Origin of the sequence: Maribellus comscasis (assembly GCF_009762775.1) — a bacterium.
GTDB lineage: Bacteria > Bacteroidota > Bacteroidia > Bacteroidales > Prolixibacteraceae > Draconibacterium > Draconibacterium comscasis.
This window is the reverse complement of sequence record NZ_CP046401.1, coordinates 2,817,946-2,841,613: the sequence shown is the minus strand read 5'-3', so window position 1 is coordinate 2,841,613 and position 23,668 is coordinate 2,817,946. Positions and strand designations below refer to the sequence as shown.

Below are 23,668 nucleotides of genomic sequence, written 5' to 3'. Positions count from 1 at the left end.
TTTAGATATTATTGAGAAGACGAAACATTCTGTCGTGTTTCTATATTTTCTAATTTATTCAGGATTTCCATCATAACGGGATTTTCGGTTGAAGCGTTTCGCATTTCTTCTTTCCTCAGTCCAAGCTTTGTATCCAAACGCCCCAAAACGAGCGAGAAAATCATAAATAAAATCATTATAACCGGATAGGTAATGAACTTGTTTTCATCGAGAAAATGCCTTACACTTTCGTTTTCAAAATCATTTAAAAACATAAAAGCAATCATAACAAAACTGATGTAACCGATGTACATTCTCGCGCGGTCAATGTATATTTTCCAACGAACAAATGTTCTTCTGTTCATTTGAATACCAAATAGTTTCATAATATTAAACGGTTTTTTGTTATTGAAATCAATACGTTGTAATAAACGTCAGACAGGATTAAAAAGTATGGCACAAAAAAACCGGCAAAATGCCGGTTTATATTAAATATTTGCAACTCTTCTTAAACTGTGTATATCTAAGAATTTTATTTTTCTACCCTGTAATTCAATTAATTTATCCTGTTTAAATTCTGAAAGTAGACGTATTACGGATTCAGTGGCGGTTCCAACCATATTGGCCAACTCCTCACGAGTGAGAGAGATTTGAAGTGTATTCTGATTATCCAAATCAAAATTTTCTTTCAAAATGAGCAAAACTTCTGCCAGTCTCTCGCGAACAGTTTTTTGTGCAATATCGGTGATATAATCGTTGGCTTCGCGCAGTTCGCCACAAACAATTTGCAACATGTGATGTGAAAATTGCCAGTTGCTTTGAATAAGGTATAAAAGTGTCTGATACGGGACATGACAAAGAACGGCCTCGTCGATAACTTTCGCAGTGGTACACGCCAACTCCTGGCTTAATAATGAACGGTAAGCAATTATTTCACCTCTTTTGGCAAATCTGATTATTTGTTCTTTTCCGTCGATTCCGGTTTTGAATATTTTAATAATTCCACGTGTTACACAAAAAAATCCGGTAAGCCTGCTACCCTCCCGATAAATAACCGTACCCTTTTTATAAAGTGAGCAGGTTTTTTCATAATTCAAGCGGTTAAATTCCTCTTCTGTCAGTTTTTTAAATAGTTGAAATCCGCTCAAATTTGTTTCTTCCTCCGTTGGCCTTTTAATTGCACTTCTCATTTCCGTTTAATGTTAAATTCAAATAAACAAAATTTTAAAAACGCGTTAAATATACAATATCGGGCAATTTTAGTAAAACTATTTATGTAGATAGTTAGATGTTGTATATTTGCGATGCAAATTAAGTGAAAACTATTTAAAAACAAGATATTATGAAACATGTTGTAGATATGTCGTGGACTGATAAAGTGGCCTTTGAAGCAGATATGGACGGGCATAAAATCGTTGTTGATGCGGATAAAGAAAGCGGAGGCAGCGATTTAGGCTACAGACCCAAAAGGCTGATGTTATCTGCCCTGGCCGGTTGCACGGGTATCGACGTAATTATGATTTTGAAAAAAATGAAGGTTGAACCTGAAGCTTTTAACGTGATTGTTGAAGCAGATGTAACCGACGAGCATCCGAAACACTATACAAAAATGAAGGTAGTTTATCAGTTTAAAGGGAAAGATTTACCCGCGGAAAAGTTGGAAAAGGCGGTTAAATTATCCGAAGAAAAATATTGCGGAGTTACTGCTGTCTATAAAAAAGCAATGGAAATGGAAACTGAAATCAGGATTATTGAATAATTTTAAATAAAAAAATACCGGATTATAATTCCCGGTATTCTTGTGTTCTATTTTAGTTGATAAATTTTAAATATTAGGGAAAGAAATGCCAATCATGAGGGGATAAAGTTCGGGGCCTTTTCCGTCGCTAAACAACGGAGTCATGCTGTAATTGGCGAATATACAGAGGTCGCCAAAACCAATTCTTCCCGTGAGTTCGTATTTGAAGGTGTTGATGTTAAAATTACTTCTTAGTTTTTCTTTGTCTTTGCGGTATTTATATTTTGTATGAGAACCGATGTTAATTCCACCTATTACACCCCCTGCAAGGTATAAACGAGAACCTCCCATACGAAGCGGTGTTTTTATTTCAAACATTAAGGGAGCCGTTAAATAAGACATTGTAAGTTTCGATTTTTTTAGGCCATCGGGGTCAAGCGGAACAGGAACAATCATACCATCTCCGTTTTCTTTTTCGATGGTAATGGCGCGGTCAAATGTATAATCTGAAAAACTAAAACCAAGCCCGGTAACAAGCCCAAAATTGTTTTTTTCGTTTTTGAATGCCCATTCTGCAAAATTAAAGTTCCAGGTAAGTGATTTTCCGGGAATGAGGTCAAAAAATTCATCGCCTCCGTAAAGTGAATAATCAGTATCATAAAACATATTCATTCCAACTTCAATACCAGCCCAGTGGGGGTTAAAACTTCCTGACCAATGTTTTTCGCGTGGTTCTTTACTTACATTTACATGAGTTCCGTTCCAGTTGTCTACAACATCAAAAGTGCGCCTGCCAATGCGGATGTGTGTTGTGTCACCCCAGTCATCGGTAATAACTTCAACTCCTCTGTCGTTACCAACCTTTACCTTGGTTCCATCTTCGTTCTCAACTACAGTAACTACATTTTTTTTCAACATTTTAACTTCTGTAGTATCTCTTTGTGCAAAAGCATTCATGGCTATTACGCTGCACAAAATTACGGTAACTAATTGTTTCATTTGTTTTAATTTTTGTTTCTGTAGCTGTGACGGTCAGGTATTCTGAAAAGTTACAGAAGAAGGAAAAATGTTTTTGAATGCAGCACCGGGTTAAAAAAGGAATGTTGCAAGTTGCTTCCCGATAATGAGTTTTGAAAAAGAATAGATACAATATGAATTTCAGGAGCAGGGTTGGAAGCGCAGTTATGAGGCAATTTTAACCGGAGGGCTATTCTCCGGCTTCTTCGTTGTGCGTAGGAATAGAAAATGCCAGCAAACGGGAATCGTAATTTATTTCTGTAATATCGCCGTTTTTGTTGGTTTCGTAACTCAAATTGTCTTTTGTAATGTTTGATACCAGATTTAAGCCTGCTTTTTTAATTTTATTTAAAGAAAGTTTATCAATTCCGGTTTTTTCTTTTACAACATCTGCCAAAAGTCTTTCTTCATAAACGGGTGTTTCTGCATTATGTAATTTCATTGTTGCGAGAGGAACATCTAAAATTGTTGTTTTTACCGAGGCTGTAATGCCATTCATCTTTGATGGAACATCGAGAGGAATTCTATGTAAAGCCAGGTCTTCACCTCCCATTCTCCCTTTGGTTGTTTCACGCAGGCTTTTTGTTTCTTTTGCTTTTGGTGCAGGTTTTTTTACCACAGGATCAGTGGTCTTTATTTCTTTTTTTACCTTTTGTTCTTTTTCTTTTGTTTTGTCCTGTTCAACAGGAGTTTCTATGTTTTCGGTTTCTTTTGTAACCGGATCAGCATCTTTTTTTGTGTTATCTTTTTCTAAAGAAACAACCTGGCTGTCAGGAATGAGATTATTTGCTTTCTGATCGGTCAGAACATAAACCATAAATGCCAAAACTAATACTGCTGCTATTCTGGCTGACCACAACAGAACAGTTCTACCGGCAGAATAATGATACAATTTTTGTTTTTTCTTAAATACAAGCGACTCATCGGGCTGGAGCTTTGTGTAACTAAACAGTACCTCTTCCTTCTTTTTTTCAGGATGTTTTGAAAGATATTTTTCAAAGTTTTTGTTTTCTTTTTCCGAAATTTCACCTTCTAAACGTTCAATGGCTGCCTGGTTAAAAGCGTTTTCACCGTCGTATTTTTCTTTATATAATTTTTTCTTTTGTGTAAATTCAATTTTTTCAGGAATAACAGAAACAGAATCAAAAAGAGAGAGTTCTTTTTTTAATTCAGGATTTTGCTGAAGAAATTCAATAAAATCATCTACCAGCTTCTCGTCGAGGTTACCTTCAAGATAGTCGACAAAATACGATTCGTAATTATTTTTATTGATCTTCATCACACAACAACTTCAATGTTTCCAATATATTTTTTCAAAAATACCCTCGCACGGTAAATGTATACTTTTACCTGCGATTCGCTTAAGGTAGCCATTTCACCGATTTCCTGATAGGAGTAGCCTTCATAGTCACGAAGAAGCAGCACCATACGCTGAATTTCCGGTAATTTTCCGACCGCCTCTTTTAGTACCTCACTCAAATCTGAATAATTGTTTTCATGGCTTTCTTCAGTAAGTTTCAGGTCTTCAGAAAATGCTGAACGTTTATCTTTACGAATAATGTCAATCATGGTGTGGTAAGCGGTGGTAAATAAATATGAACGTACTTTTTCAGCGTTTACATTTTCCACGTTTTTCCACAACTTTTCGTAACTGTCCTGTACAATATCCTCAGCTCGCTGAACATCCTTAATGCTCTTTAAAACAAACCGGTATAACCGATCGGAATAAAGATCAATTGAGGAATTGTATTCGCTTATTGTCATTTGTTTTCAACACTGTTTACAAAAATAAGACGAAGAACTTTTTATATTGTTACAGTAAGAATATAGTTTTTTTTAGCTCAGTATAGTTCCGGCTGAACTACAATGGGCAGGCGTCCTTCTAGAGAAATATTCAGATAGATTTTCTGCTTAAAAATGTATCTTTAAGTTTTTTAACCCAAAATCAAATAGCCCAATGAAACGTACAATTATTTCTGCTGTTCTTATCCTGGTAATTTTTTTTCCGGTGTTTTCTCAATCTTCGGTTTATGTTATCGAAGACAAAAAAGGAGCAAAAATCTTTGTTGGCGGCAGTATTCACAAGCTTCGCGAACAGGACTTTCCTCTTCCTGATGAATTTTTAAAAACGTTGGATAATTCCGAAATTCTTGTTTTGGAAACCGATATTTCCAAAGTAAATGATCCGGCAAATGCTCCCTATCTAATGGAAATTATGACATTTCAGGATGATAAAACATTAAAATCCGTTTTTAGTGAAAATGTTTACAACAAGCTCGATTCTGCCTGTGGCAATTATGGTATTCGGTTGGAAGGTATTCAAAAATTAAAGCCCTTTACTGTGGTTCTGAATTTAACACAAATGGTATTGTTAAAAAATGGAGTCACAAAAGAAGGGGTAGATGTTCAGTTAAGTGATGAGGCGAATAAAAAAGGGAAATCATTTTTGTATCTCGAAACATTTGAAGAACAGTTGAGTTTTATGAAACAATTAACACAGGTTGATGAAGATGATTTTGTTTTGTATTCTTTGAAAGATATAGAGCAAAACAATGCGATGTTTGATGAGATTATTGCTTCTTGGAAAACCGGGGATAAAAAAGTGATGCAGGAATTGAACAAAGAGTTTAAACAAACGTTTCCCGAAATCTATCAGTTTTTGCTTTTGGATAGAAATAACAACTGGATTCCGCAACTTGAAGATTATTTAGAAACACCTGACACGGAATTTGTTGTAGTTGGAGCGCTGCATTTGTTTGGTCCGGGCGGAGTTCTCCAGCAAATGAAAGACAAAGGATATTTGGTAAAGCAATTATAAAAAAAGCCTCGGAATTTCCGAAGCTTTTCAATGTATATAAATATTATTCCACAATTTCTACCCATCCGTGAGTATCTGGCTCGTCACCGTATTGTATGGCCCGGAGTTTATTGTACAGTTTTGTACTCCATTCTCCTGGTTCTTCACCATATTTAAACCATTTATCTTTATCCGAGTCGTAAACGCCTTTTATAGGCGAAATTACGGCTGCAGTACCGCAGGCTCCAACTTCTTCAAATTCGGCAAGTTCATCGTACGGAACTTTCCGGCGTTCTACGTTTAATCCCATTTCATCTGCCAAAACCATAAGGCTTTTGTTGGTTATTGATGGTAAAATAGAATCGGATAGTGGTGTAATATAGGTATTGTTTTTAATTCCGAAAAAATTAGCCGGTCCACATTCGTCAAGGTATTTTTTCTCACGGCTGTCGAGATATAGTACAGCTGAAAAACCGTTTTCCTTGGCTTTTTTTCCTTCATACATACTGGCAGCATAGTTTCCACCAACTTTGTATTTTCCTGTTCCCTGTGGAGCTGCACGGTCGTATTCACGGTAAATGACCAAATCTGTAGGTTTAAATCCTTCAGGAAAATAAGGTCCGACAGGCATTACAAACACCATAAACAAATATTCTTCTGCAGGTTTTACACCAATCTGAGGACTGGTACCAATTAATAAGGGGCGAATATAAAGTGCTGCTCCGCTCTCACAAGGCGGCACAAAACGTTCATTTTTTTTCACAGCAATTCGAACTGCTTCCATAAACTTTTCAACCGGAAGTTTTGCCATCAGGATTCCATCGCTGGAATTCTGCATACGTTTGGCGTTTTCGTCCATCCTGAAAATCCGGATTTTCCCGTCTCTGCCTTTAAAAGCTTTTAATCCTTCAAAAGCTTCCTGGCCGTAATGCAACGCCGTTGCCGACATGTGAATGTCAATCCGGTTGGAAGTACTAACTTCAAGTTCTCCCCACGCTCCGTTTTTAAAATAACAGCGTACATTATAGTCGGTGTCGCGATACCCAAATCCCAGATTTTTCCAGTCTAAGTTTTCCATTATAGTATTTATTAAATCGGTTTTAGTTGAATTGGGATATTAAACCAATTCTGTAGCAAATTAAAGAAATTTTATTTTTTTGTGATGCGAGAAAAGTCACGTAAATCGCTAAAATTGAAATGTTTTACAGCTATTTAATATTCGGCATATTTTAGAATATTTTGAAAATGAGTAGGTTCAGTTTTCATTTTGTTAGAGGAAATCGGTTTTTTTTTAAATATTAATAATTTATCTGTAAAAAATAACCATTATGCTTCCGAATGTTTAAAACCGTATCATCATCAAAAATTAAATATTGCCCTTTAATTCCTTTAATCATTCCTTCTATTTTTTGAATTTTATCAAACGAAACGCTTTTTAGTTTCTTTGGATATTCGTTTACGGGATATTTAATCGATGTGATTTCATTATCCTTTTCCACATATTTTTGAAGTTCCGCAGGCAGAAACTGAATGATTTTCTCTTTTTCTTTTTGAAGGTCAATGTTTTCTGCTATTTCGTTTTTTAGCATTGCCCGCCAGTTGGTTTTATCGGAAATATGTTTTTTTAGGAAAATTTCCAAAATACCGGCGATATGGCGGTTGGGTGTTTTGGCAAGCTTTATGGCGAAACTTGCACCCTGATCAATCCAACGCGTTGGAATCTGGTGCTCTCGTGTAACACCAACTTTAATATCGTTTGCAACTGCCAGGTAAACAAAATGGTCAATGAGATCGTGTTTTTTTGCCCATTCCATATCGCGTGCTATTCCAAGGTGAGACTTTGAAAGTTCGGGCCGGATGATGGATTCGCTCGCCTCGGGAGCAGTTTGCATACAATTGTAACAAAATCCCTGGTTAAAAGAGGTTTTGGTTATTTTTCCACATGAAACACAGTTGATTTGACCTGTAAAATTCATCGAAATGTCTTTGCCAACCAGTTTGTTCATTTCAACTTTGTTTTCGCCAACGGGCAAAAAATAACTTACCGGGTAGGTGAGCTGAGTTCGCATTTTGCGTATGTTACCTTCAAGTTGCATTTTTCTTTTTTTATTGAAACTGTTTATTTCAGGTTTAGTTCATTTTAAGATTTTCATCATTTGCAATTCCCAGTATTCCAAGGTAGAGCAATTTCGCAGCATCTTCCATTATCTCAGGAGTGAGTACATCGGTTTTGTCAAGAGGTTGATGATAATGTACCGGGAAAACACTTCCGGAAGTATAAAGAGAGAATGTGGTTATTCCTGCATTTTCAAAGTTTGAGGCATCGGAACGCGGGCGGCCGTAATTTTTTCTCCACTCCGAAGCCCCCATTTTCCGATGTAAATATTTGGTGTTTACTTTTTCAAAATGTGCGAATAGTTCGGGATAACTTTTTCCGTTGGCAATATGAAAGCCGCTACCATTACCAACCATATCAAGATTGATCATCAGAAGCGTTTTATCTATTGGGAAAAGCGGATTTTCAGCATAAAACTTACTTCCGTATAAACCACATTCTTCACCGCCAAGTAAAATAAACAACACTGTTCGTTTGGGTTTTATTTCCGATTCAGCAAAAGCTTTTGCAGCTCCCAAAATATCGGCAACACCTGAAGCATTGTCAAGTGCACTTGGAAAAATTTCACCCAAATAACCTTGTCCGTCGAGGTGACCTCCAACAATAATTACCTCGTTTTTAAGAACCGGGTCACTACCTTCTATTTTTCCAATTACGTTACATGCTTTTGCATCGGGAAAATATTGGGTTTTTGCCGTAATGGAAACGGTTTGATTTGCAGGCAAAGCAAATGATGGAGTTTTCATTTTGGAAAGTTCCGTTTTTATTTCTGAATAGTTTTTCCCTGCATCTGAAAAAATTTGTTCCGCAATTTTTTGGTCGATGTGTGCGTAAACAAAGTTTTCGAGGTTTACGGTATTCGGATTGGCCAGTTTGCTGATGTACAACATACCTGCAGCCCCGTGTTTAACTGCATTTCTGAATTTGTACCGGTGATAAGCGTATGGTGTCCAACTGGCAAGTGTTGTGTCGTTTCTGGTATAAGGAATTCCTGATTCGAGCAGAATAACTTTACCTTTTACATCCACATTTTTGTAATCGTCATAATCCAATTCGGGTGCGGTAATCCCATAACCTACATACACCAGATTTCCACTTACGGTTCCCGATGCAGAATTGGATCCCGGGAGATAATCATCGGAAAATTGAAGTTGAATTTTTTCACCTTTTTGAGATGAATAAGTCACTTTTCCTTTTGTGAATACTTCTGAATATTCATTTGGAAAATACTGAAAATAACTTCCGTTATTTGCCGGCAGAACACCCCATTCTTTAAATTTGCCGGCACACCACTGCGCCGCTTCCAAATATTCAGGAGAACCCGATAAACGGCCCTTGTATTTATCAGAACTCAACTCTTCAGCAAACTGCAAAATTTTGTTACTCGAAATGTTGTGAAAGGTTTTCAGAAATTGTTTTGGCTCAGGGTTATTTTGAGCAGTTACAGTTAGGGTTACAAAAACCAGTAAAAAGGATGTGATAAAATTTTTCAACTTCATTTTAGCGAATGATTTAAATAAATCTGTTAAAAGTACGATTTTTTGAAAAAGTTGAATTGAAGATTCAAAAATTAGCGGGGATAAAAAATTAGCGTTTTAAAAAGGGAAAATAATCAAACACTTTTTTATATGGAATGTGAACTTTAAAAAAAACGTCGTAAATTATAATTTGTTAATTTAAAAACTGAACTACTATGAAAATTTTACGAGGAACTATTTTTGGCGGGATTGCTTTTTTCTTTCTCGGATGGGTTGTTTACGGAATGTTATTAGCCGATTTTATGGCTGCTCATTCAGATGCCAGTTTAAACCGACCGGATGACCAAATGGTTTGGTGGGCAATGATTTTATCCAACCTGGTTTTAGGACTGCTCGTGACACTGGTTTTGAAATGGTCTGGAGCAACGAGTATTATTGACGGTATAAAAACCGGGGCAATTTTTGGTTTTTTAATGGGACTTACCATGGATTTAATGATGTATTCGATGACAACTCAGTATGATTTAACGGTTGTTTTTGTTGATGTTATTGTATACACTATTCTTTTGGCTATTATTGGATTGGTAATTGTTTTGACCTGGGGAAAAGGAAAATAATAAAAAATAAGAAAGGGCCTTTGGATAAGAATAAAAGCTCCTGTTTTTCTGCAGGAGTTTTTATCCGCCAACTTCAACTTTTAAACCAAATGAATTAAAAATTTTAGTGGCTTTTTCAATCTCATCTTCCGAAGGTTCATCCATTTCACCGGCATTGTAATCCTGTTCCAGCTTCTGGTATTTTCCGGTAGCAATATTATGATACGGTAACAGGTTAACCATCGGTTTATCACCCGGCAACTCTGAAATAAAATCTGCCATTTTTTTTACTTCATCTTCACTGGTATTTACATTTTTTATAAATGGAATACGAATGTTGATGTTTGCTCCTGTTTCAGCCAGTAGCTTCAGGTTTTTAAGAATAAGTTGATTGTCAACACCGGTCCATTTTTTATGTTTGATAGGATCCATTAATTTCAGATCGAAAAGAAAAAGGTCGGTGCGTTGGGCTACTTCCAGCAAAGTTTCTGATTTTGTAAAACCACATGTATCTACCGCACGGTGCAGGCCCTTTTTACCGCAGGCATCGAGCATTTTTATCAGGAAATCCGCATACATGGTTGGTTCCCCACCAGAAAAGGTAACACCACCACCCGACTGGTCGATGTGAACCCGTTCTTTTTCAATAATTTTCAGAAGCTCGTTTGTTTCATATATTTTTCCTGACATTTCAATGGCTTTTGTCGGGCAGGCATCGGCGCATAATCCGCAAAGTGTACATTTTTCCCCGTCGGTTATAATTCCTTCCGGGGTTAAAGTCAGCGCATTCTCCGGACAAACCTCAATACAATCCTGTGCGCCAATACATTTCGAAGCCGTGTATAGCTTCTGTACTTTTGGCGATTGGCTTTCCGGATTATGGCACCAGGCACAACGCAGCGGACAGCCTTTCATAAAAATAGTAATCCGGATACCCGGGCCGTCGTTTATGGAATAGCGACGTATATCAAATATGAGTGGAATCATGTTTTGCGATGATATTTTAGTAGTGAATAATAAGAATGGAAGCATCAAAATGCAAATTCCAAAAACCAATTAAGTCTCAATAGTCAAAAACCAATGTCAAAACCATTCAGTTGATTTTTGTCTTTTTCTCATTACTCACTACGCTGTACTAATTATTCAATTTAAAAACCTTCATTTTCTGTCCGGTCGATGATTTCCTGTTGAAGGTCAGCATTCATGTCGTTAAAATAATCGCTGTAACCGGCCATTCGAACCATCAGATCCTTATAATCTTCCGGGCATGCCTGTGCTGCAAGCAGTGTTGCTGTATCCACAATGTTGAACTGAATGTGGTGACCACCCAAAGTAAAATAGCTTCGGATGAGGTGCCCCAGTTTCTCCACATCTTTTTCACGTTTTAATAAACTTGGAACAAAACGCAGGTTCAGCAAGGTTCCACCCGATCTTACCTGGTCGAGTTTTCCCAGCGAACGGATAACATTGGTGGGCCCGTGGGTATCGCAACCATGCGAAGGTGAAGTTCCGTCGGAAATTGATTTTCCGGAAAAACGCCCGTTTGGTGTGGCACCCAAAACTTTTCCAAAATATACATGGCAGGTGGTCGAAAGCATGTTTAAATGATACTGCCCGCCTTTTACGTTGGGTTTTCCGTCGATGGCAGCCAATAAATCGTCGTAAACACGTAAGGCAATAGAATCGGCAATTTCGTCATCGTTACCAAAAAATGGAGTGCGGTTTATGATACGCTGCCGCAGCGCTTCTTCACCGACGTAATTTTTTGAAATGGCATTCAGCAGGGTTTCCATGCTAAATGTCTTGTCCTCAAAAACATGTTTTTTCAGAACTGAAAGACTGTCGGTAGTCGTACCTAAGCCGGTACATTGAATATAGCTTGTGTTGTAGCGTGGTCCTCCGTTATAGTAATCTTTTCCGTTTGAAATACAATCTTCGATAACTACTGAAAGAAAGGGTGCCGGTGCATATTTGGCAAACATCTGGTCGATGTAGTTACTAACTCTTACTTTTTGGTCGACCACAAAATTTAGTTGTTTCAAAAACGCATCATATAATTCTTCATAGTTTTTAAATTCACGGGGATCTCCGGTTTGAATCCCTGCGACCTTCCCGGTAAGCGGATCGATTCCGTTATTTAGCGTAATTTCCAGTACTTTTGGAACATTCAGATAACCGGTTAGCAGGTAAGCTTCTTTTCCAAAAGCGCCTACTTCAATACAACCGCTACACCCTCCTTCGCGGGCATCCTGTAATGATTTTCCCTGGCGCATCAATTCCTGAATATAAATATCCGGGTTAAAAACGGAAGGATAACCGTGCCCCTGCCGGATCACTTTGCAAGCAGCATTCAGAAAATGATCGGGTGTTTTGGCACTGATGTGAACCGAGTTTCCGGGCTGAAGAATATGCAAATCTTCTATTATTTCGAGCATGATGTAGGAAACTTCACTCACTCCATTTGATCCGTCAGCTTTTACTCCGCCTATATTGATGTTGGTAAAATCGTTAAAAGTTCCGCTTTCGCGTGCGGTAATTCCCACTTTTGGCGGGGCAGGATGGTTGTTCACCTTTATCCAGAAACAACTGATGAGTTCTTTGGCTTCATCGCGGGTGAGTGTTTCTTCAGCAATTTCCTTTTCATAAAAAGGCTGCAGGTGCTGGTCAAAATGCCCGGGATTCATGGCATCCCAGCCATTCAATTCGGTTACGGTTCCCAAATGTACAAACCAGTACATTTGAATGGCTTCCCAAACATTTCGCGGGGCATGCGCCGGTACCCAACGACATACTTCAGCTATTTTTTTTAATTCCTCAATACGTTTAGGATTAGTTTCTTTTTCCGCCATTTTCTCTGCCAAAGCAGCGTGTCGTTCAGCAAAAACAATGGCTGCATCGCACGAAATATCCATCGCTTTTAATTCTTCCAGCTTGTCGGTGGCTTCCTGGTCGTTCATAAAATCGAGCCGCTGAATATGTTCGTTGATTTCTTTTTTGAAATCGAGCATTCCTTTCCGGTATATTTTCCCGTCGAGCGCAGTGTGTCCGGGAGCACGTTGTTCCATAAATTCTGTGAAAACTCCCGCTTCATAGGCAGCCTGCCATTCTTTTGGTACGTGGCTGAAAATTCGTTCGCGCATGGTGCGCCCTTTCCAGTAAGGAATAACTTCATGTTCGTAGGTGTCAATATCTTCCTGTGAAATGGTATAACGCTGCTGATCGCGTGTATTCAAAACATGAAAATCATCTACGCTGTGGCAGGTGAGTTCCGGGAAGGTGGGAACCGATTTTGGCGATGGGCCGCGTTCTGCAACAATCAGTTCATCAGCGCCGATATAAATGGTTTTTTGCTTGCAAATTTCCAGAAAATTCAGGGCACGCATCACCGGTGCCGAATATTTTCCTTCGTTTTCTTTATAAAATTTGGTGGTAATTAAAGCTCTTTCAATGGAAAGTGATTCCTGTGTTTCTACGCTTTGTTTGCGTAAACGACGGATTCTTTCGTTCATTCCCGGACCGTTATTTTTATGCGGATTATAAAAATTCCCTTCTGCACCAGCCAGGCGCTCCGGGGTTTTTGTGTTTTTTATTTTTGTGAAAGTCATTTTCGTAATATATGATTTGAAAATAGTTATGCCATTTAAAGCATACGAAAAAAATGAAAAATGGATAAAGGATTTGTTTGGGAAAAAAGACTAAGCATAAAACATCCGGCAGCTGTAAAGACAGCGGTAAGCTCCGGGCAAATTCGATTTATGCGGTTTTAAAATCATTGATTTCTTTTTGAAACAACACCGTAAAAATAGATAAAATTTTAATATCTGATATCTTGTCAGAAATTGTTATTGTGCTCATCTACAACCTTCGGAACAGAAAATGTATCAAGAATTGTGGTTGCCATTTTTTCTGAGATTATTTTGGCTCCTGGATAAAAAATTACTGTGGTAGTGTCATTTATTCCCGTTCGGTTAAAAACTTCAAACAAAGAAGTGTAGCGGTAATTCGAATATTTTATACCGGAATACGTTAGATATAAATTGATTTCTTTGGTTTCATGCGGAGCAAAACTTAACAAATACTTTTCTTTTTCAATATTTATTTCCACGTCGGAAGCGTAGTTTAAATAGAACATTTCTGATGAAAAAAAAGGAGTATTGTTTTTTATCAATATTTTAACGGGATAGGAAGAATATATTCCTACTTTTTCAGTAAAAGGAAAAATTTGAATGGTAAAATTTTGTGTTGAAACATTTTGTTGAGCTGTTATCTGAGCCGATACAACGGGTAATTCTTCACTTTCTATTTCTATATCGCCAAAAAAAGGAAGAAATTCCCACGTAGTTGAAAACATTTCTGAAACGGTATGGTGTTGTGCCAATTTAATGTGGCTTTGGTCGACATATCCGAATTGTCTGAAAGTGGCATCAAAAGGAACCCATCCTGTATTTTCAAAAAATACTTCAACCCAGGCATGATAATTAAAGCCGAACTCACCCTTGGCAATGCCCGAAACCAGACGGGAAGGAATATAAACCGATCGCAGCATGGAAAGATAGAGAACGGATATTTCATCGCAATCGCCAAATTTTGTATTAAAGACGGTGGACGCCGATTCAATTGTTTCAAAACCTGTTCTCAAATAATCTATATTTTCATATATCCAGTACCCAATATTAAAAACAGCATTGTATAACTCTGTTTCATGTCTGACAAGTTCCAAGGCTGTTTTTTCAATTATTTTTTTTTGATTGATAATATCGTCAAATCTCAGGAAGTTTTTTAAACTGTCAGGAATATCTATTACCGGAAAAGGAGTGCTTTTAACAGGATACAGATAGTTGTTCGTTTTAATTCTGGCGTCGTACGAAACCGAGTAATTGCTGTGTAATTTTTTCCAGGTATACTGTCCTTTTAAAATATCGGTAAAATCTGCTTCGGGGTGTGAATGGTAAAGAATTGAAATTACTTTTTGTCTTTCGTCACTTTTGGGAACAAACAGATATTTAGCTCGTAAATTTTTAAGGTTTCCTTTTTTTAAGGTATTGATTTCGGTGCTCATAAGCATTTCAATGGTGAGATTGTTTTGAGAAGTTTCAAAGGGATTTTGAGACGACCCGAATATGGAGAAAAGAGTAAAAAGAAAAAGCAAATTAATTTTTTGAAAAGAGACTGCCGGTGTACAAGTTTGATAAATTTGGTAGCTCATAGTTTTATTGTAATGCAGAATAGGACACAAAAAACTTGCCGAATATTCTAGTATTCAATGTTTTCAAGACCAATTATGCCAAAAAAATATTTTATGGTTAATTTTTTGAAAAAATACAAAATAAAATGGGATAAAAGTAAGAGGATGCTTAATTTGTATTTGTGCAGAAACTAATATTTCAAAATTATGGGAGAAATTCGTAAAAGCAACCACTTTGTTAACCTGAATTTGAATGTTCGTGGATTGAACCAATCGGCAACACTCGTGATTAACGAACGCAGTAACGAGTTGATTCAGCAGGGAAAAACGGTTTATAAGCTTGGATTAGGTCAATCTCCTTTTCCGGTGCCAAAAATTGTTCAGGAAGCTTTACAACGAAATGCACATCAAAAGGATTATCTGCCTGTAAAAGGTTTGATGAAACTGCGCGAAGCCATAGCGGATTTTAATTACCGGCACGAAGGAACACCTTGTTCGCCGGAGGATATTATGATTGGCCCGGGTTCAAAAGAACTGATTTTTATTTTGCAACTGGTGTATTACGGCGAATTAATAATTCCTACACCGAGTTGGGTTTCCTATTCTCCACAAGCCAGAATAGCCGGGCGCCATGTTACATGGGTTCCCACATCGGAAGTAAGTAATTGGCGGCTGAGTCCCGAAAAACTGGATTTGATTTGTCGTTCTGATCCCGACCGGCCGAGAGTTGTTATTCTGAATTACCCTTCCAATCCAACGGGTTCAACTTATCCGGAAGAACGGTTAAAAAAACTGGCTGAAGTGGCACGGAAGTACAACCTGATTCTGATATCCGATGAAATTTATGGTTTGCTCGATCATGAAGGGAACCATGTTTCCATATCTCGATACTATCCTGAAGGGACAATTATTAGCAGCGGATTAAGTAAATGGGCCGGTGCAGGTGGTTGGCGGTTGGGAACTTTTACCTTTCCCGAAAATTTACGCTGGCTGCAAAATGCAATGGCCATTGTGGCTTCAGAAACATTTACATCAACAAGTGCACCAATTCAATATGCCGCGATTACCGCTTTTGAGGAGCATAAAGAAATTGATGAGTATCTGGTTTATTCGCGGAAGATTTTAAAAGCACTTGGAAATTATATGGCCGATCGTTTAAGGGCGATTAATATTACCTTACCTTCCCCAAAAGGCGGATTTTATTTATTTCCGAATTTTAACTTTTATCGTGAAAAACTGGCTTCAAAAGGCATTTTAACTTCGTTTGAATTATGTGAGGCGGTGCTCAAAGCTACCGGAGTTGCTTTTTTACCCGGAATGGATTTTGGCCGCCAACCGGAAGAATTAACCTGCCGGATGGCTTATGTTGATTTTGATGGCGAAATGGTTTTGGATAAAGCAATGAACTATTTTAAGGATAAACCAATTGATAATGGATTTTTAAAAAGCTATTGCCCAAAAATGATAAAATCAATCGATCTTTTGGAAGAGTGGCTTGAGAACCTTTAGCAGCTTTTTATGTTTTTATTTTTAAATACAAAAAATAAATAAGATGGGTTCACGACGGGGATACGGCGCCGGACTGCTGATTTTGAGATTAACAATGGGGATATTAATGATTTTGCATGGATACGGCAAAGTTGTTAATGGCGTGGAAGGAATATCAAACAGTTTAATTGAAAAAGGGTTGCCTGGTTTTATTGCTTACGGGGTTTATGTAGGAGAGGTGATAGCGCCTTTGTTAATGATTGTGGGATATCGAACGCGCCTTGCAGCGATGGTATTCTCATTTAATATGCTTGTTGCGGCTTTACTCGCCCATCCAAATGATATTTTTGCACTTACAGAAAGGGGAACCTGGGCCATTGAAACACTTGGACTTTTCTTTTTAGGTGGCCTAACATTAGTATTTACAGGCGGTGGTAAATTTGCCGTTTCAACCAGAAGTTGGTGGGATTAATTGCTCAAACTGTAATTTTAGAAACAGCGGAGTTCTTGAATTTTTGAAAATTCGTCTGCCTGCAGCCAGGGGAGTTCGGTAACGCTGGAAATATTATTGCTTCTTTTTTTTGTTAATTTACTTTAAAATAAAAGAAAAAATCATCTTTTTACCCAATTGTGAATAACAAAATAACAATTGGTTCGTTTTTTAGCTGATTCAACTACAACAAATAACCACTTTTTATAATTGAACTCAAGTTTAATTTAAATAGAAAACAGTGTGAAAAAGTTAATTTTGATTGCTTCTGCAATTTTTGTTGTAAACACTATCCATGCTCAGAAATGGGAAACCAATTTCGAAACAGCAAAAAAGCGAGCTTCTGAAGAGAGAAAAAATATTTTGCTCGTTTTCTCTGGCTCCGACTGGTGTATTCCGTGTATGAAACTGGAAAAAGAAATTTGGGAGTCACAGGATTTTATAAAAGATTCAGAAGAGCATTTTGTTTTGCTTCGGGCCGATTTTCCAAAACGGAAAGCCAACAAACTTTCAAAAGAACAGCAGGAACAGAATAATCGTTTAGCGGAGACTTACAACAAAAAAGGTCTTTTCCCCATGGTTGAAGTTCTTGATAAAAATGGGAATGTGCTCGGAACAACAGGATATAAAAATGTTAGTCCGAAGGACTACATTGTAATGTTACATTCATTTGAAAAGTAATTGGTTGTGAAACCTATCTTTTATTTGGTGTTTTTCCTTTTTCCGGTTCTTCTTTCATCTCAGGAAAAATATACCAGGGTTTTGAAATTGATGGGAAGCCGTTTTGATATTACGGTGGTAGCTGATAGTGAAACCGAAGGAAATAAATATATTGATTTGGCAGTTGCTGAAATAAGCCGGATTGAGAAGATGATTTCCTCGTGGGATACCCTTTCTGAGACAGCAAAAATTGTAGAGAACGCTGGTATTCAACCTGTAAAAGTAGATGAAGAACTATTTGATTTAATTGGCCGTTCCATCAAAATTTCTGAACTCACCAGCGGAGCTTTCGATATTAGTTATGCTTCAATGGACCGGATTTGGAAATTTGACGGTTCGATGAAGGAACGACCAACCAAAGAAGAAGTAGCTGCTTCTGTTTCAAAAGTCGGTTACAAAAATATTATCTTTGACCCGCAAAATCAAACGGTGTTTCTGAAAAACAAAGGAATGCGGATTGGTTTTGGGGCACTTGGCAAAGGTTATGCCGCCGATAAAGCCAAACAGCTCTTAATTTCAAAAGGAGTAAAAGCAGGAATCATTAATGCTTCAGGCGACTTAACTACCTGGGGAACACAACCCGACAAAACCCCATGGATGGTGGGAATAACCAACCCCTTGAATAAAAACAAGGTATTTTCCTGGTTTCCTCTCGATAACAGTTCAGTGGTTACTTCGGGGAATTACGAGAAATATGTCGAATTCAACGGGATAAAATATACTCATATTATCGACCCGAGGACAGGCTGGCCGGTAAGCGGGCTTACCAGTGTTAGCATTTTTGCACCAAAAGCCGAACTGGCGGATGCTTTGGCTACCTCAGTTTTTGTAATGGGAAAAGAAACAGGCCTGGATTTTATTAATCAATTGCCGGGTGTAGAATGCGTCATTGTCGATGATCAGGGAAAAATCTATAATTCAGAAAACATAAAATTAAATTCAACAAAATGAAAAAAATTGTTCCAATCCTTTTTACTCTTTTTTTACTGGCATCCTGTGCAACAGTAAAAGAGTATGAAAAGGTTTATGTTAATGATGCCGATATGAAACTGGCCGCAAATTCAAACGAACGTTTTGAAACAAACTTTCAGGTTTACCGCGAAGGAGCTGCCGGTGCAAACGGTGGAAAAACCGGCGGCGGCTGTGGTTGTAATTAGTATTTTGTTATGAAAAAAATACTATTCACGGTCTTTTTTATTTTTGGAGGTTTTGTGCTGTGTTTGGCGCAAAATCAGGATTCGACAAAAGTGTACAAGAAAAAAGTACTCGAAAATGCAGAGGTTGATTTTTTAATGAGTCTTTATCAGCAAGAGGGGGATCATTCTGCAGTTGGCGGGGGAGTAGGAACTGAAGAACTAACCGACGGAACACCTACAATTGTAATTAGCCTGCCGCTAAACGATGATGACGTGTTAACCATTGATGCAGGAATTTCGGCCTACACTTCTGCTTCTTCGAGTAACATAAATCCGTTCAACAGCAGCGGGGCATCACGTGGAGGGGAAGATGATGATGATGACGAGCACGAAGAAGAAGAAGATGATTTTCGACCCGGTACTTCCGGTACTCCTACCGGGACGCCCTGGCTTGCTTCATCAGGAGCCTCGCGAAGCGATGAACTGATTTCGTTGCATGTTGATTACAGCCACAGTTCCGATTCCAGGAATTTTATCTGGGGTTCCAATGTTTCTTTTTCAAATGAATACGACTACACCTCCGTTGGTTTTGGTGGCAACATAACGGGTTTATTTAATGAAAAAAATACCGAACTGGGCTTAAAAGGAACGGTGTATCTTGACCAATGGAAACCTATTTACCCCACCGAACTTCATGAATATGCTATTTATGGCAATAACTTTTTAAATCAGGGATATTTTTCGGGTGTCGATGTAATTAGTCAGAACGGAACGATCTCTGCAAATTATCATCCCGATGATTTTACTGCATTTACAAATAAGGAACGCAATTCATATTCTGTGTCATTTTTTCTGTCTCAAATTTTGAGTAAACGCTTGCAGGCCGCTTTATTTTTCGATCTGGTAAAACAGGAGGGTTTGCTTTCCACACCTTATCACCGGATTTATTTTGCCGATAAAGCGAATTACTATATTGGTGAAGCTAATTATATTCCGGTTTATACAACACCACAAAACCGCGGTGTTTACCAACTGGCAGATGATATTGAGCGTCTGCCGTCAACTCGATTTAAAATTCCAATTGGGGCGAGGGTGAATTATTACATCAACGAAACATTTGTGTTAAGAACATATTACCGGTATTATACCGACGACTGGGGATTAGAAGCTCATACTGCAAACATTGATTTGCCTGTCCGGTTTGGGCCAAAATTTTCAATTACGCCATCGTACAGGTTTTACACACAAAACGCGGTGAAGTATTATGCGCCCTACGAAACGCATTTGTCAACTGAACAATATTATACTTCCGATCCTGACCTGGCGAAATTTAACAGTAATCAGTATAGCGTTGCCCTGAATTACAATGATATTTTTAACGATTTTAAAATTAGCAGGCTGGGTTTAAAAAATGCAAATATAAAATTTAGTCATTATGAGCGAAGCGATGGGTTAAGAGCAAATATTGTTTCGGTGGGATTTAAGTTTATTTTTAAATAAACCTCATTAACTTAGTCCAAAATCAATGGATAACGAATAAATGAATTTTTTCGATGGATTACCATTTGTGAGCTTTTGGGTTCTTACCGGAATTTTAACGCTACGGGTTTTTCTGCTAAAGAAAAAGGGTATTCAGGTAAGTTCAAAATCCGGGAAAAAGAACAAAATAACCAGGTTTCTTTTCCCTGTTTTTGGACTCGTTTTTTTGCTCTGGCTTTTCGAAATTACAAAACAGGCTTTTCAGCTTTCATTTTTAGTCCTTCCCGATGTCTTTGTAAAATGGCTTTTTGGAAGTATTTTTTTAAAAGTTTCAGGAGCAGTTTCTATTTTTCTTTCCTTGTTTTTTTTGACAGTAACTCTGGTACATTTTAACACTTCGCTGCGCTTTGGACTTGACGAAAGTAACAGGGGAAAACTGGTTACTACAGGCGTATTTTCTATTTCACGTAATCCGTTTTTTCTTTCGCTTGATCTTTATTTTCTGGGAATTGCGCTGATTTTTCCTAACCTGTTTTTTATCGGTTTTACCTTTCTTGCTTTCCTTGGTGTTCATTTTTTTATTCTGAAAGAGGAAAAATTTCTTCGAAAAGTATACGGAGAGGCATATGAAAAGTATGCTGAAAAAGTAAGAAGATATTTCTAATTTTTATTCCTGTTTCAAGATAAGAATACCATCGCTGGTACACAGCCAAATGTTGTTGTTTACATCTGTTTTTATGAATTTGTAATACTTTTCCGGAACCTGGCCTTCCTCAGATTGATGCCACACATCACCATCAAAAACATAAAAACTGAAATAGCCGTTCGGTCCGCTAAAAATTGTCCAAACATAATTGCGTTTATCCAGAAAGAACGATGAGGGCATAAAATTCACATCAAAAGGAGTTTCCAGGGCATTCCATTTTTCATTTTCGTAATACAGAATTTCATCGGTATAACAATTAAAACACGATGATAAGGAATGGTCGGTGTAAATAAAGACTTTGGAATCGGAGGTAACATCAAGTGAATTTAACCAGTAAAATTTTGCATCGTTTCCGCCAAGTTGTTCCCATTTTCCACTGTTACTTATTTTGAAAACGGCTGCTTTTCCTACTTTTCCTGTTGTATGGAAATAAATATTATCATTTTTGTCAATTTTCAGGTTTTGAATAACATGCTGATTCAAAATTGAATTTTCAGGAGAAAAAAGTTTAAACCGTCTTCCATCGTAGCTCATCAAACCTCCGTCATCGCTTTGGGCGCTGCAAAACCAGACTTTATTGTTTGAATCCACTGCTATACTGTGAATGTAATTTCGGGGAATAATTGAGTTATCCGTTGTAAACCACCTAAAACTTTTTCCTTTAAAACGCGCCAACCCTTTGTCCTGTGTTCCCAACCATACTGTCCCGTTTTGTGCAACAGCCAAATCATTTATTGTAGATTCCGCATTAAATATTTGCGTATCTGTGCCGTTGTAAAAAATCAAATCGGAACCTGAAGCTATCCAGGCGTTTCCGTCACTGTCAAAATCAATACAAGAGATATCCCGACCCTGTAATAACCATTCCGAATTATCAAAACGAATTTCGGAAGAATAATCTGACAAGAAATCTTCCTGCGCCATTTCATCTTTGCATGAATAAAGGAGGAATAAAATCAACAGAAATATGAGTTGAGTTTTCATAACTTACTGGTTTAAAATATAAATGCCTTTGTAGGTTGCAAACCAGATATTATTGTTGTTATCCACATCAATCCAATTTGGCGCTCCGACCTGAAAATCAGCAGGGGGTTGATGCCATAGTTCTCCATCAAAAACAGATAAGAATTCTCCGCTGCCAACCCACGGAAATTTGCATGTCCACATATAAGCTCTTTTGTCTGTTTTAAATTGAGTATAAATATATTCCACACCCTCGGTTTCCGGTGTTATTGTTTTGTTTTCTCCATTTTTGGAGAGGATCGTTATTTCTGAAGAAAGTAAATACACATTGTCATTTAAATCAACGCAGATATCATTAAAATATCCTTCGCTCACGATTTCATTCCATTTATAGTTGTCACCTGATTCCTTTTCGATTTTAAAAACTTTATGGGTTGCGCTTGTTCCTCCTGCCACGATATAAATAGCTGCATTTTGACAACAAATTCCCCGGATTAAATCGTGGTGTAAAGGTGAATTTTCAGTTGAAAAATGAATAAATTCTTTTCCGTCAAAGCGATACAATCCACCGGAGCCATTATTTGAAGAGCAAATCCACAAATTACCATCATTATCAACATCCATATATTTTACGTGTTCGCGAGGCAGGATTGAATTTTCAGGAGTATAATAATTTATATTTTGGCCATCGTAAACTCCCAGACAATTCGACCGTGTTCCAAAGTAAAGCCGGTGAAACCGCTGATTAAAAACAAGAGAAAGAACTTCTGATTCTGTTTTAAATGACGTTGTATCGCCGGCAAAAGTGGAATGAAAAATCCGGTTTATGCCGTAGGAGTAATAATAGTAACCGTTTGAGGTCAGCTCAAGGTATAAAGGGGGATTTGGTGTAGTTATAAAGTTCGAAACTTCAAAGCTAATTTCAGGGGAAAAATTTTCAGGTATTTCTTCCCGGTTACAGGAATAAAGGAACAACAGGGTAATAATTACAAATACGATTCGGGAACTCATCTTGGTTTTTTAAATAAAGATAAAAAATCCCGACAAAGGTTGCGTGTAAAAATAGAATTTTCCCGTTAATTATCAGCGTTTTAATGCTTCCAATATGGATATTACCTCTTCTTCAAAAGTAAGGTCAATATTCTGGGAAGGGCATTTCTGTTGTCGTCATCAAAATATTCATTGATTTCTGCAATTTGAAAGCCGTTTTGTTTGGCAGCTTGTGTAAAATCGGAAATATGATGGCTAAAACAGGTAAGCACCTGTTGTCCATTGTCGCTTTCAAACCGGGCTTTTGTTCCCTGGTATTGTTTAAAAGGATGCAGTTCACCAACATATACAATTCCTCCGGTCACCACAAAATCAGCAGCTTTTTTAAAAATATCGCTGAGATTTTCGATGTGTTCCAGAACAAGGCTGAAAGTTACCAGGTCAAATTGTTTAGTGGCAAAGTTCCATTTTTTGGTAATATCGCCATGATGAAATTCTACCTTATCTGAATTTATTTTTTCCTGTGCAACCGCAAGCATTCCTTCCGAAAAGTCGACAGCAACAACTTCTTGTGCTTTTTGAATGAGCCATTCCGTATTTTTCCCGGTTCCGCAACCTATTTCCAGGCAGGTTTCAAAAGGTATATTTTGCAGCGTGTTTTGCAACGAAATCGCTTCCAAATCTCTTGTCCGGTTTTTATTGCTATCATATTGTTCAGCCCAGTTGTTGTATGCTTCCTGGATTTTCATTTATTATTTTTTCAATTACCCGGTTTATAAATTATCGATTC

24 protein-coding genes are annotated in these 23,668 nt (G+C 37.6%); 10 read left to right on the top strand and 14 right to left on the bottom strand.

Features of this window, described 5'->3' with window-relative positions; all coding sequences use genetic code 11:
* Positions 1-8: 8 nt before the first annotated feature.
* A complete protein-coding gene (locus GM418_RS11305; RefSeq protein WP_158866105.1) occupies positions 9-365 on the bottom strand; it encodes a hypothetical protein in 357 nt (118 codons plus the stop codon).
* A 102-nt stretch (positions 366-467) separates the two neighbouring features.
* Positions 468-1,169 (bottom strand): Crp/Fnr family transcriptional regulator, encoded by a 702-nt coding sequence (locus GM418_RS11300; RefSeq protein ID WP_158866103.1) that lies wholly within the window; start codon positions 1,167-1,169, stop codon positions 468-470.
* A 152-nt stretch (positions 1,170-1,321) separates the two neighbouring features.
* On the opposite strand from GM418_RS11300, the gene GM418_RS11295 reads away from it, so the two are divergent.
* Positions 1,322-1,738 (top strand): OsmC family protein, encoded by a 417-nt coding sequence (locus GM418_RS11295; RefSeq protein WP_158866101.1) that lies wholly within the window; start codon positions 1,322-1,324, stop codon positions 1,736-1,738.
* A 66-nt stretch (positions 1,739-1,804) separates the two neighbouring features.
* Here the strand turns inward: GM418_RS11295 and GM418_RS11290 are convergent, their stop codons facing one another.
* From GM418_RS11290 to GM418_RS11280, 3 genes are all read right to left on the bottom strand, one after another.
* Complete coding sequence (locus tag GM418_RS11290) at positions 1,805-2,716, bottom strand: outer membrane beta-barrel protein (protein WP_158866099.1); 912 nt, start codon at positions 2,714-2,716, stop codon at positions 1,805-1,807.
* Positions 2,717-2,924: 208 nt separating this feature from the next.
* Entirely contained in the window at positions 2,925-4,013 is a 1,089-nt protein-coding gene (locus tag GM418_RS11285) for a hypothetical protein (protein WP_158866097.1), read from the bottom strand.
* Positions 4,013-4,498: an RNA polymerase sigma factor gene (locus tag GM418_RS11280; RefSeq protein ID WP_158866096.1), complete on the bottom strand. Its 486-nt coding sequence runs from the start codon at positions 4,496-4,498 to the stop codon at positions 4,013-4,015. The genes GM418_RS11285 and GM418_RS11280 overlap by 1 nt, the downstream gene beginning before the upstream one ends.
* A 193-nt stretch (positions 4,499-4,691) precedes the next feature.
* Here GM418_RS11280 and GM418_RS11275 point away from each other — a divergent pair, with 193 nt between their 5' ends.
* The gene (locus tag GM418_RS11275; protein ID WP_158866094.1) at positions 4,692-5,552 is read left to right on the top strand and encodes a TraB/GumN family protein; all 861 of its coding nucleotides are present in this window, start codon (positions 4,692-4,694) and stop codon (positions 5,550-5,552) included.
* A 43-nt stretch (positions 5,553-5,595) separates the two neighbouring features.
* Here the strand turns inward: GM418_RS11275 and GM418_RS11270 are convergent, their stop codons facing one another.
* The 3 genes from GM418_RS11270 to GM418_RS11260 form a co-directional block, all read right to left on the bottom strand.
* A complete protein-coding gene (locus tag GM418_RS11270; protein ID WP_158866092.1) occupies positions 5,596-6,609 on the bottom strand; it encodes a branched-chain amino acid aminotransferase in 1,014 nt (337 codons plus the stop codon).
* Between the two features lie 220 nt (positions 6,610-6,829).
* Positions 6,830-7,627: a DUF2797 domain-containing protein gene (locus GM418_RS11265; RefSeq protein WP_158866090.1), complete on the bottom strand. Its 798-nt coding sequence runs from the start codon at positions 7,625-7,627 to the stop codon at positions 6,830-6,832.
* A 34-nt stretch (positions 7,628-7,661) separates the two neighbouring features.
* Positions 7,662-9,146, bottom strand: a complete 1,485-nt coding sequence (locus tag GM418_RS11260; RefSeq protein WP_158866088.1) for a M28 family peptidase — start codon at positions 9,144-9,146, stop codon at positions 7,662-7,664.
* Between the two features lie 194 nt (positions 9,147-9,340).
* Here GM418_RS11260 and GM418_RS11255 point away from each other — a divergent pair, with 194 nt between their 5' ends.
* A complete protein-coding gene (locus GM418_RS11255; protein ID WP_158866086.1) occupies positions 9,341-9,742 on the top strand; it encodes a hypothetical protein in 402 nt (133 codons plus the stop codon).
* Positions 9,743-9,802: 60 nt separating this feature from the next.
* Here the strand turns inward: GM418_RS11255 and GM418_RS11250 are convergent, their stop codons facing one another.
* The 3 genes from GM418_RS11250 to GM418_RS11240 all read right to left on the bottom strand — a co-directional run bounded on the left by GM418_RS11250 (position 9,803) and on the right by GM418_RS11240 (position 14,927).
* Positions 9,803-10,708 (bottom strand): glycyl-radical enzyme activating protein, encoded by a 906-nt coding sequence (locus GM418_RS11250; RefSeq protein ID WP_217447771.1) that lies wholly within the window; start codon positions 10,706-10,708, stop codon positions 9,803-9,805.
* A 161-nt stretch (positions 10,709-10,869) separates the two neighbouring features.
* Positions 10,870-13,326 carry a trans-4-hydroxy-L-proline dehydratase gene (gene hypD / locus GM418_RS11245; protein ID WP_217447770.1) on the bottom strand — a complete coding sequence of 819 codons (2,457 nt, stop codon included), beginning with the start codon at positions 13,324-13,326 and terminating at the stop codon, positions 10,870-10,872.
* A 227-nt stretch (positions 13,327-13,553) separates the two neighbouring features.
* Positions 13,554-14,927: a transglutaminase-like domain-containing protein gene (locus GM418_RS11240; RefSeq protein ID WP_158866084.1), complete on the bottom strand. Its 1,374-nt coding sequence runs from the start codon at positions 14,925-14,927 to the stop codon at positions 13,554-13,556.
* 186 nt (positions 14,928-15,113) lie between these two features.
* Here GM418_RS11240 and GM418_RS11235 point away from each other — a divergent pair, with 186 nt between their 5' ends.
* The 7 genes from GM418_RS11235 (at position 15,114) to GM418_RS11205 (ending at position 20,883) form a co-directional block, all read left to right on the top strand.
* A complete protein-coding gene (locus GM418_RS11235) occupies positions 15,114-16,415 on the top strand; it encodes a pyridoxal phosphate-dependent aminotransferase (RefSeq protein WP_158866082.1) in 1,302 nt (433 codons plus the stop codon).
* Positions 16,416-16,458: 43 nt separating this feature from the next.
* A complete protein-coding gene (locus tag GM418_RS11230) occupies positions 16,459-16,866 on the top strand; it encodes a DoxX family protein (RefSeq protein ID WP_158866080.1) in 408 nt (135 codons plus the stop codon).
* Positions 16,867-17,127: 261 nt separating this feature from the next.
* Complete coding sequence (locus GM418_RS11225) at positions 17,128-17,565, top strand: thioredoxin family protein (RefSeq protein ID WP_158866078.1); 438 nt, start codon at positions 17,128-17,130, stop codon at positions 17,563-17,565.
* A gap of 6 nt (positions 17,566-17,571) precedes the next feature.
* Positions 17,572-18,555, top strand: a complete 984-nt coding sequence (locus GM418_RS11220) for an FAD:protein FMN transferase (protein ID WP_217447769.1) — start codon at positions 17,572-17,574, stop codon at positions 18,553-18,555.
* The gene (locus tag GM418_RS11215) at positions 18,552-18,761 is read left to right on the top strand and encodes a DUF4266 domain-containing protein (RefSeq protein ID WP_217447768.1); all 210 of its coding nucleotides are present in this window, start codon (positions 18,552-18,554) and stop codon (positions 18,759-18,761) included. The genes GM418_RS11220 and GM418_RS11215 overlap by 4 nt, the downstream gene beginning before the upstream one ends.
* 9 nt (positions 18,762-18,770) lie before the next feature.
* Positions 18,771-20,240, top strand: a complete 1,470-nt coding sequence (locus GM418_RS11210; protein ID WP_158866076.1) for a DUF3570 domain-containing protein — start codon at positions 18,771-18,773, stop codon at positions 20,238-20,240.
* A gap of 40 nt (positions 20,241-20,280) precedes the next feature.
* Complete coding sequence (locus tag GM418_RS11205) at positions 20,281-20,883, top strand: methyltransferase family protein (RefSeq protein WP_158866074.1); 603 nt, start codon at positions 20,281-20,283, stop codon at positions 20,881-20,883.
* Positions 20,884-20,886: 3 nt separating this feature from the next.
* Here GM418_RS11205 and GM418_RS11200 read toward each other — a convergent pair whose 3' ends face one another.
* The 3 genes from GM418_RS11200 to GM418_RS11190 all read right to left on the bottom strand — a co-directional run bounded on the left by GM418_RS11200 (position 20,887) and on the right by GM418_RS11190 (position 23,627).
* Positions 20,887-21,909, bottom strand: a complete 1,023-nt coding sequence (locus GM418_RS11200) for a ligand-binding sensor domain-containing protein (protein ID WP_158866072.1) — start codon at positions 21,907-21,909, stop codon at positions 20,887-20,889.
* Positions 21,910-21,912: 3 nt separating this feature from the next.
* On the bottom strand, positions 21,913-22,899 hold the full coding sequence (locus GM418_RS11195; protein ID WP_158866070.1) for a hypothetical protein: 987 nt from the start codon (positions 22,897-22,899) through the stop codon (positions 21,913-21,915).
* Between the two features lie 101 nt (positions 22,900-23,000).
* The gene (locus GM418_RS11190; protein WP_158866068.1) at positions 23,001-23,627 is read right to left on the bottom strand and encodes a class I SAM-dependent DNA methyltransferase; all 627 of its coding nucleotides are present in this window, start codon (positions 23,625-23,627) and stop codon (positions 23,001-23,003) included.
* Positions 23,628-23,668 lie beyond the last annotated feature (41 nt).

Coding starts and splice junctions, on each gene's coding strand:
- GM418_RS11205 (WP_158866074.1), top strand. CDS start 20,281: ATGAATTTTTTCGATGGATTACCATTTGTGAGCTTTTGGGTTCTTACC.
- GM418_RS11200 (WP_158866072.1), bottom strand. CDS start 21,909: ATGAAAACTCAACTCATATTTCTGTTGATTTTATTCCTCCTTTATTCA.
- GM418_RS11240 (WP_158866084.1), bottom strand. CDS start 14,927: ATGAGCTACCAAATTTATCAAACTTGTACACCGGCAGTCTCTTTTCAA.
- GM418_RS11235 (WP_158866082.1), top strand. CDS start 15,114: ATGGGAGAAATTCGTAAAAGCAACCACTTTGTTAACCTGAATTTGAAT.
- GM418_RS11280 (WP_158866096.1), bottom strand. CDS start 4,498: ATGACAATAAGCGAATACAATTCCTCAATTGATCTTTATTCCGATCGG.
- GM418_RS11290 (WP_158866099.1), bottom strand. CDS start 2,716: ATGAAACAATTAGTTACCGTAATTTTGTGCAGCGTAATAGCCATGAAT.
- GM418_RS11300 (WP_158866103.1), bottom strand. CDS start 1,169: ATGAGAAGTGCAATTAAAAGGCCAACGGAGGAAGAAACAAATTTGAGC.
- GM418_RS11255 (WP_158866086.1), top strand. CDS start 9,341: ATGAAAATTTTACGAGGAACTATTTTTGGCGGGATTGCTTTTTTCTTT.
- hypD (WP_217447770.1), bottom strand. CDS start 13,326: ATGACTTTCACAAAAATAAAAAACACAAAAACCCCGGAGCGCCTGGCT.
- GM418_RS11230 (WP_158866080.1), top strand. CDS start 16,459: ATGGGTTCACGACGGGGATACGGCGCCGGACTGCTGATTTTGAGATTA.
- GM418_RS11285 (WP_158866097.1), bottom strand. CDS start 4,013: ATGAAGATCAATAAAAATAATTACGAATCGTATTTTGTCGACTATCTT.
- GM418_RS11260 (WP_158866088.1), bottom strand. CDS start 9,146: ATGAAGTTGAAAAATTTTATCACATCCTTTTTACTGGTTTTTGTAACC.
- GM418_RS11195 (WP_158866070.1), bottom strand. CDS start 22,899: ATGAGTTCCCGAATCGTATTTGTAATTATTACCCTGTTGTTCCTTTAT.
- GM418_RS11215 (WP_217447768.1), top strand. CDS start 18,552: ATGAAAAAAATTGTTCCAATCCTTTTTACTCTTTTTTTACTGGCATCC.
- GM418_RS11295 (WP_158866101.1), top strand. CDS start 1,322: ATGAAACATGTTGTAGATATGTCGTGGACTGATAAAGTGGCCTTTGAA.
- GM418_RS11190 (WP_158866068.1), bottom strand. CDS start 23,627: ATGAAAATCCAGGAAGCATACAACAACTGGGCTGAACAATATGATAGC.
- GM418_RS11250 (WP_217447771.1), bottom strand. CDS start 10,708: ATGATTCCACTCATATTTGATATACGTCGCTATTCCATAAACGACGGC.
- GM418_RS11270 (WP_158866092.1), bottom strand. CDS start 6,609: ATGGAAAACTTAGACTGGAAAAATCTGGGATTTGGGTATCGCGACACC.
- GM418_RS11305 (WP_158866105.1), bottom strand. CDS start 365: ATGAAACTATTTGGTATTCAAATGAACAGAAGAACATTTGTTCGTTGG.
- GM418_RS11210 (WP_158866076.1), top strand. CDS start 18,771: ATGAAAAAAATACTATTCACGGTCTTTTTTATTTTTGGAGGTTTTGTG.
- GM418_RS11265 (WP_158866090.1), bottom strand. CDS start 7,627: ATGCAACTTGAAGGTAACATACGCAAAATGCGAACTCAGCTCACCTAC.
- GM418_RS11275 (WP_158866094.1), top strand. CDS start 4,692: ATGAAACGTACAATTATTTCTGCTGTTCTTATCCTGGTAATTTTTTTT.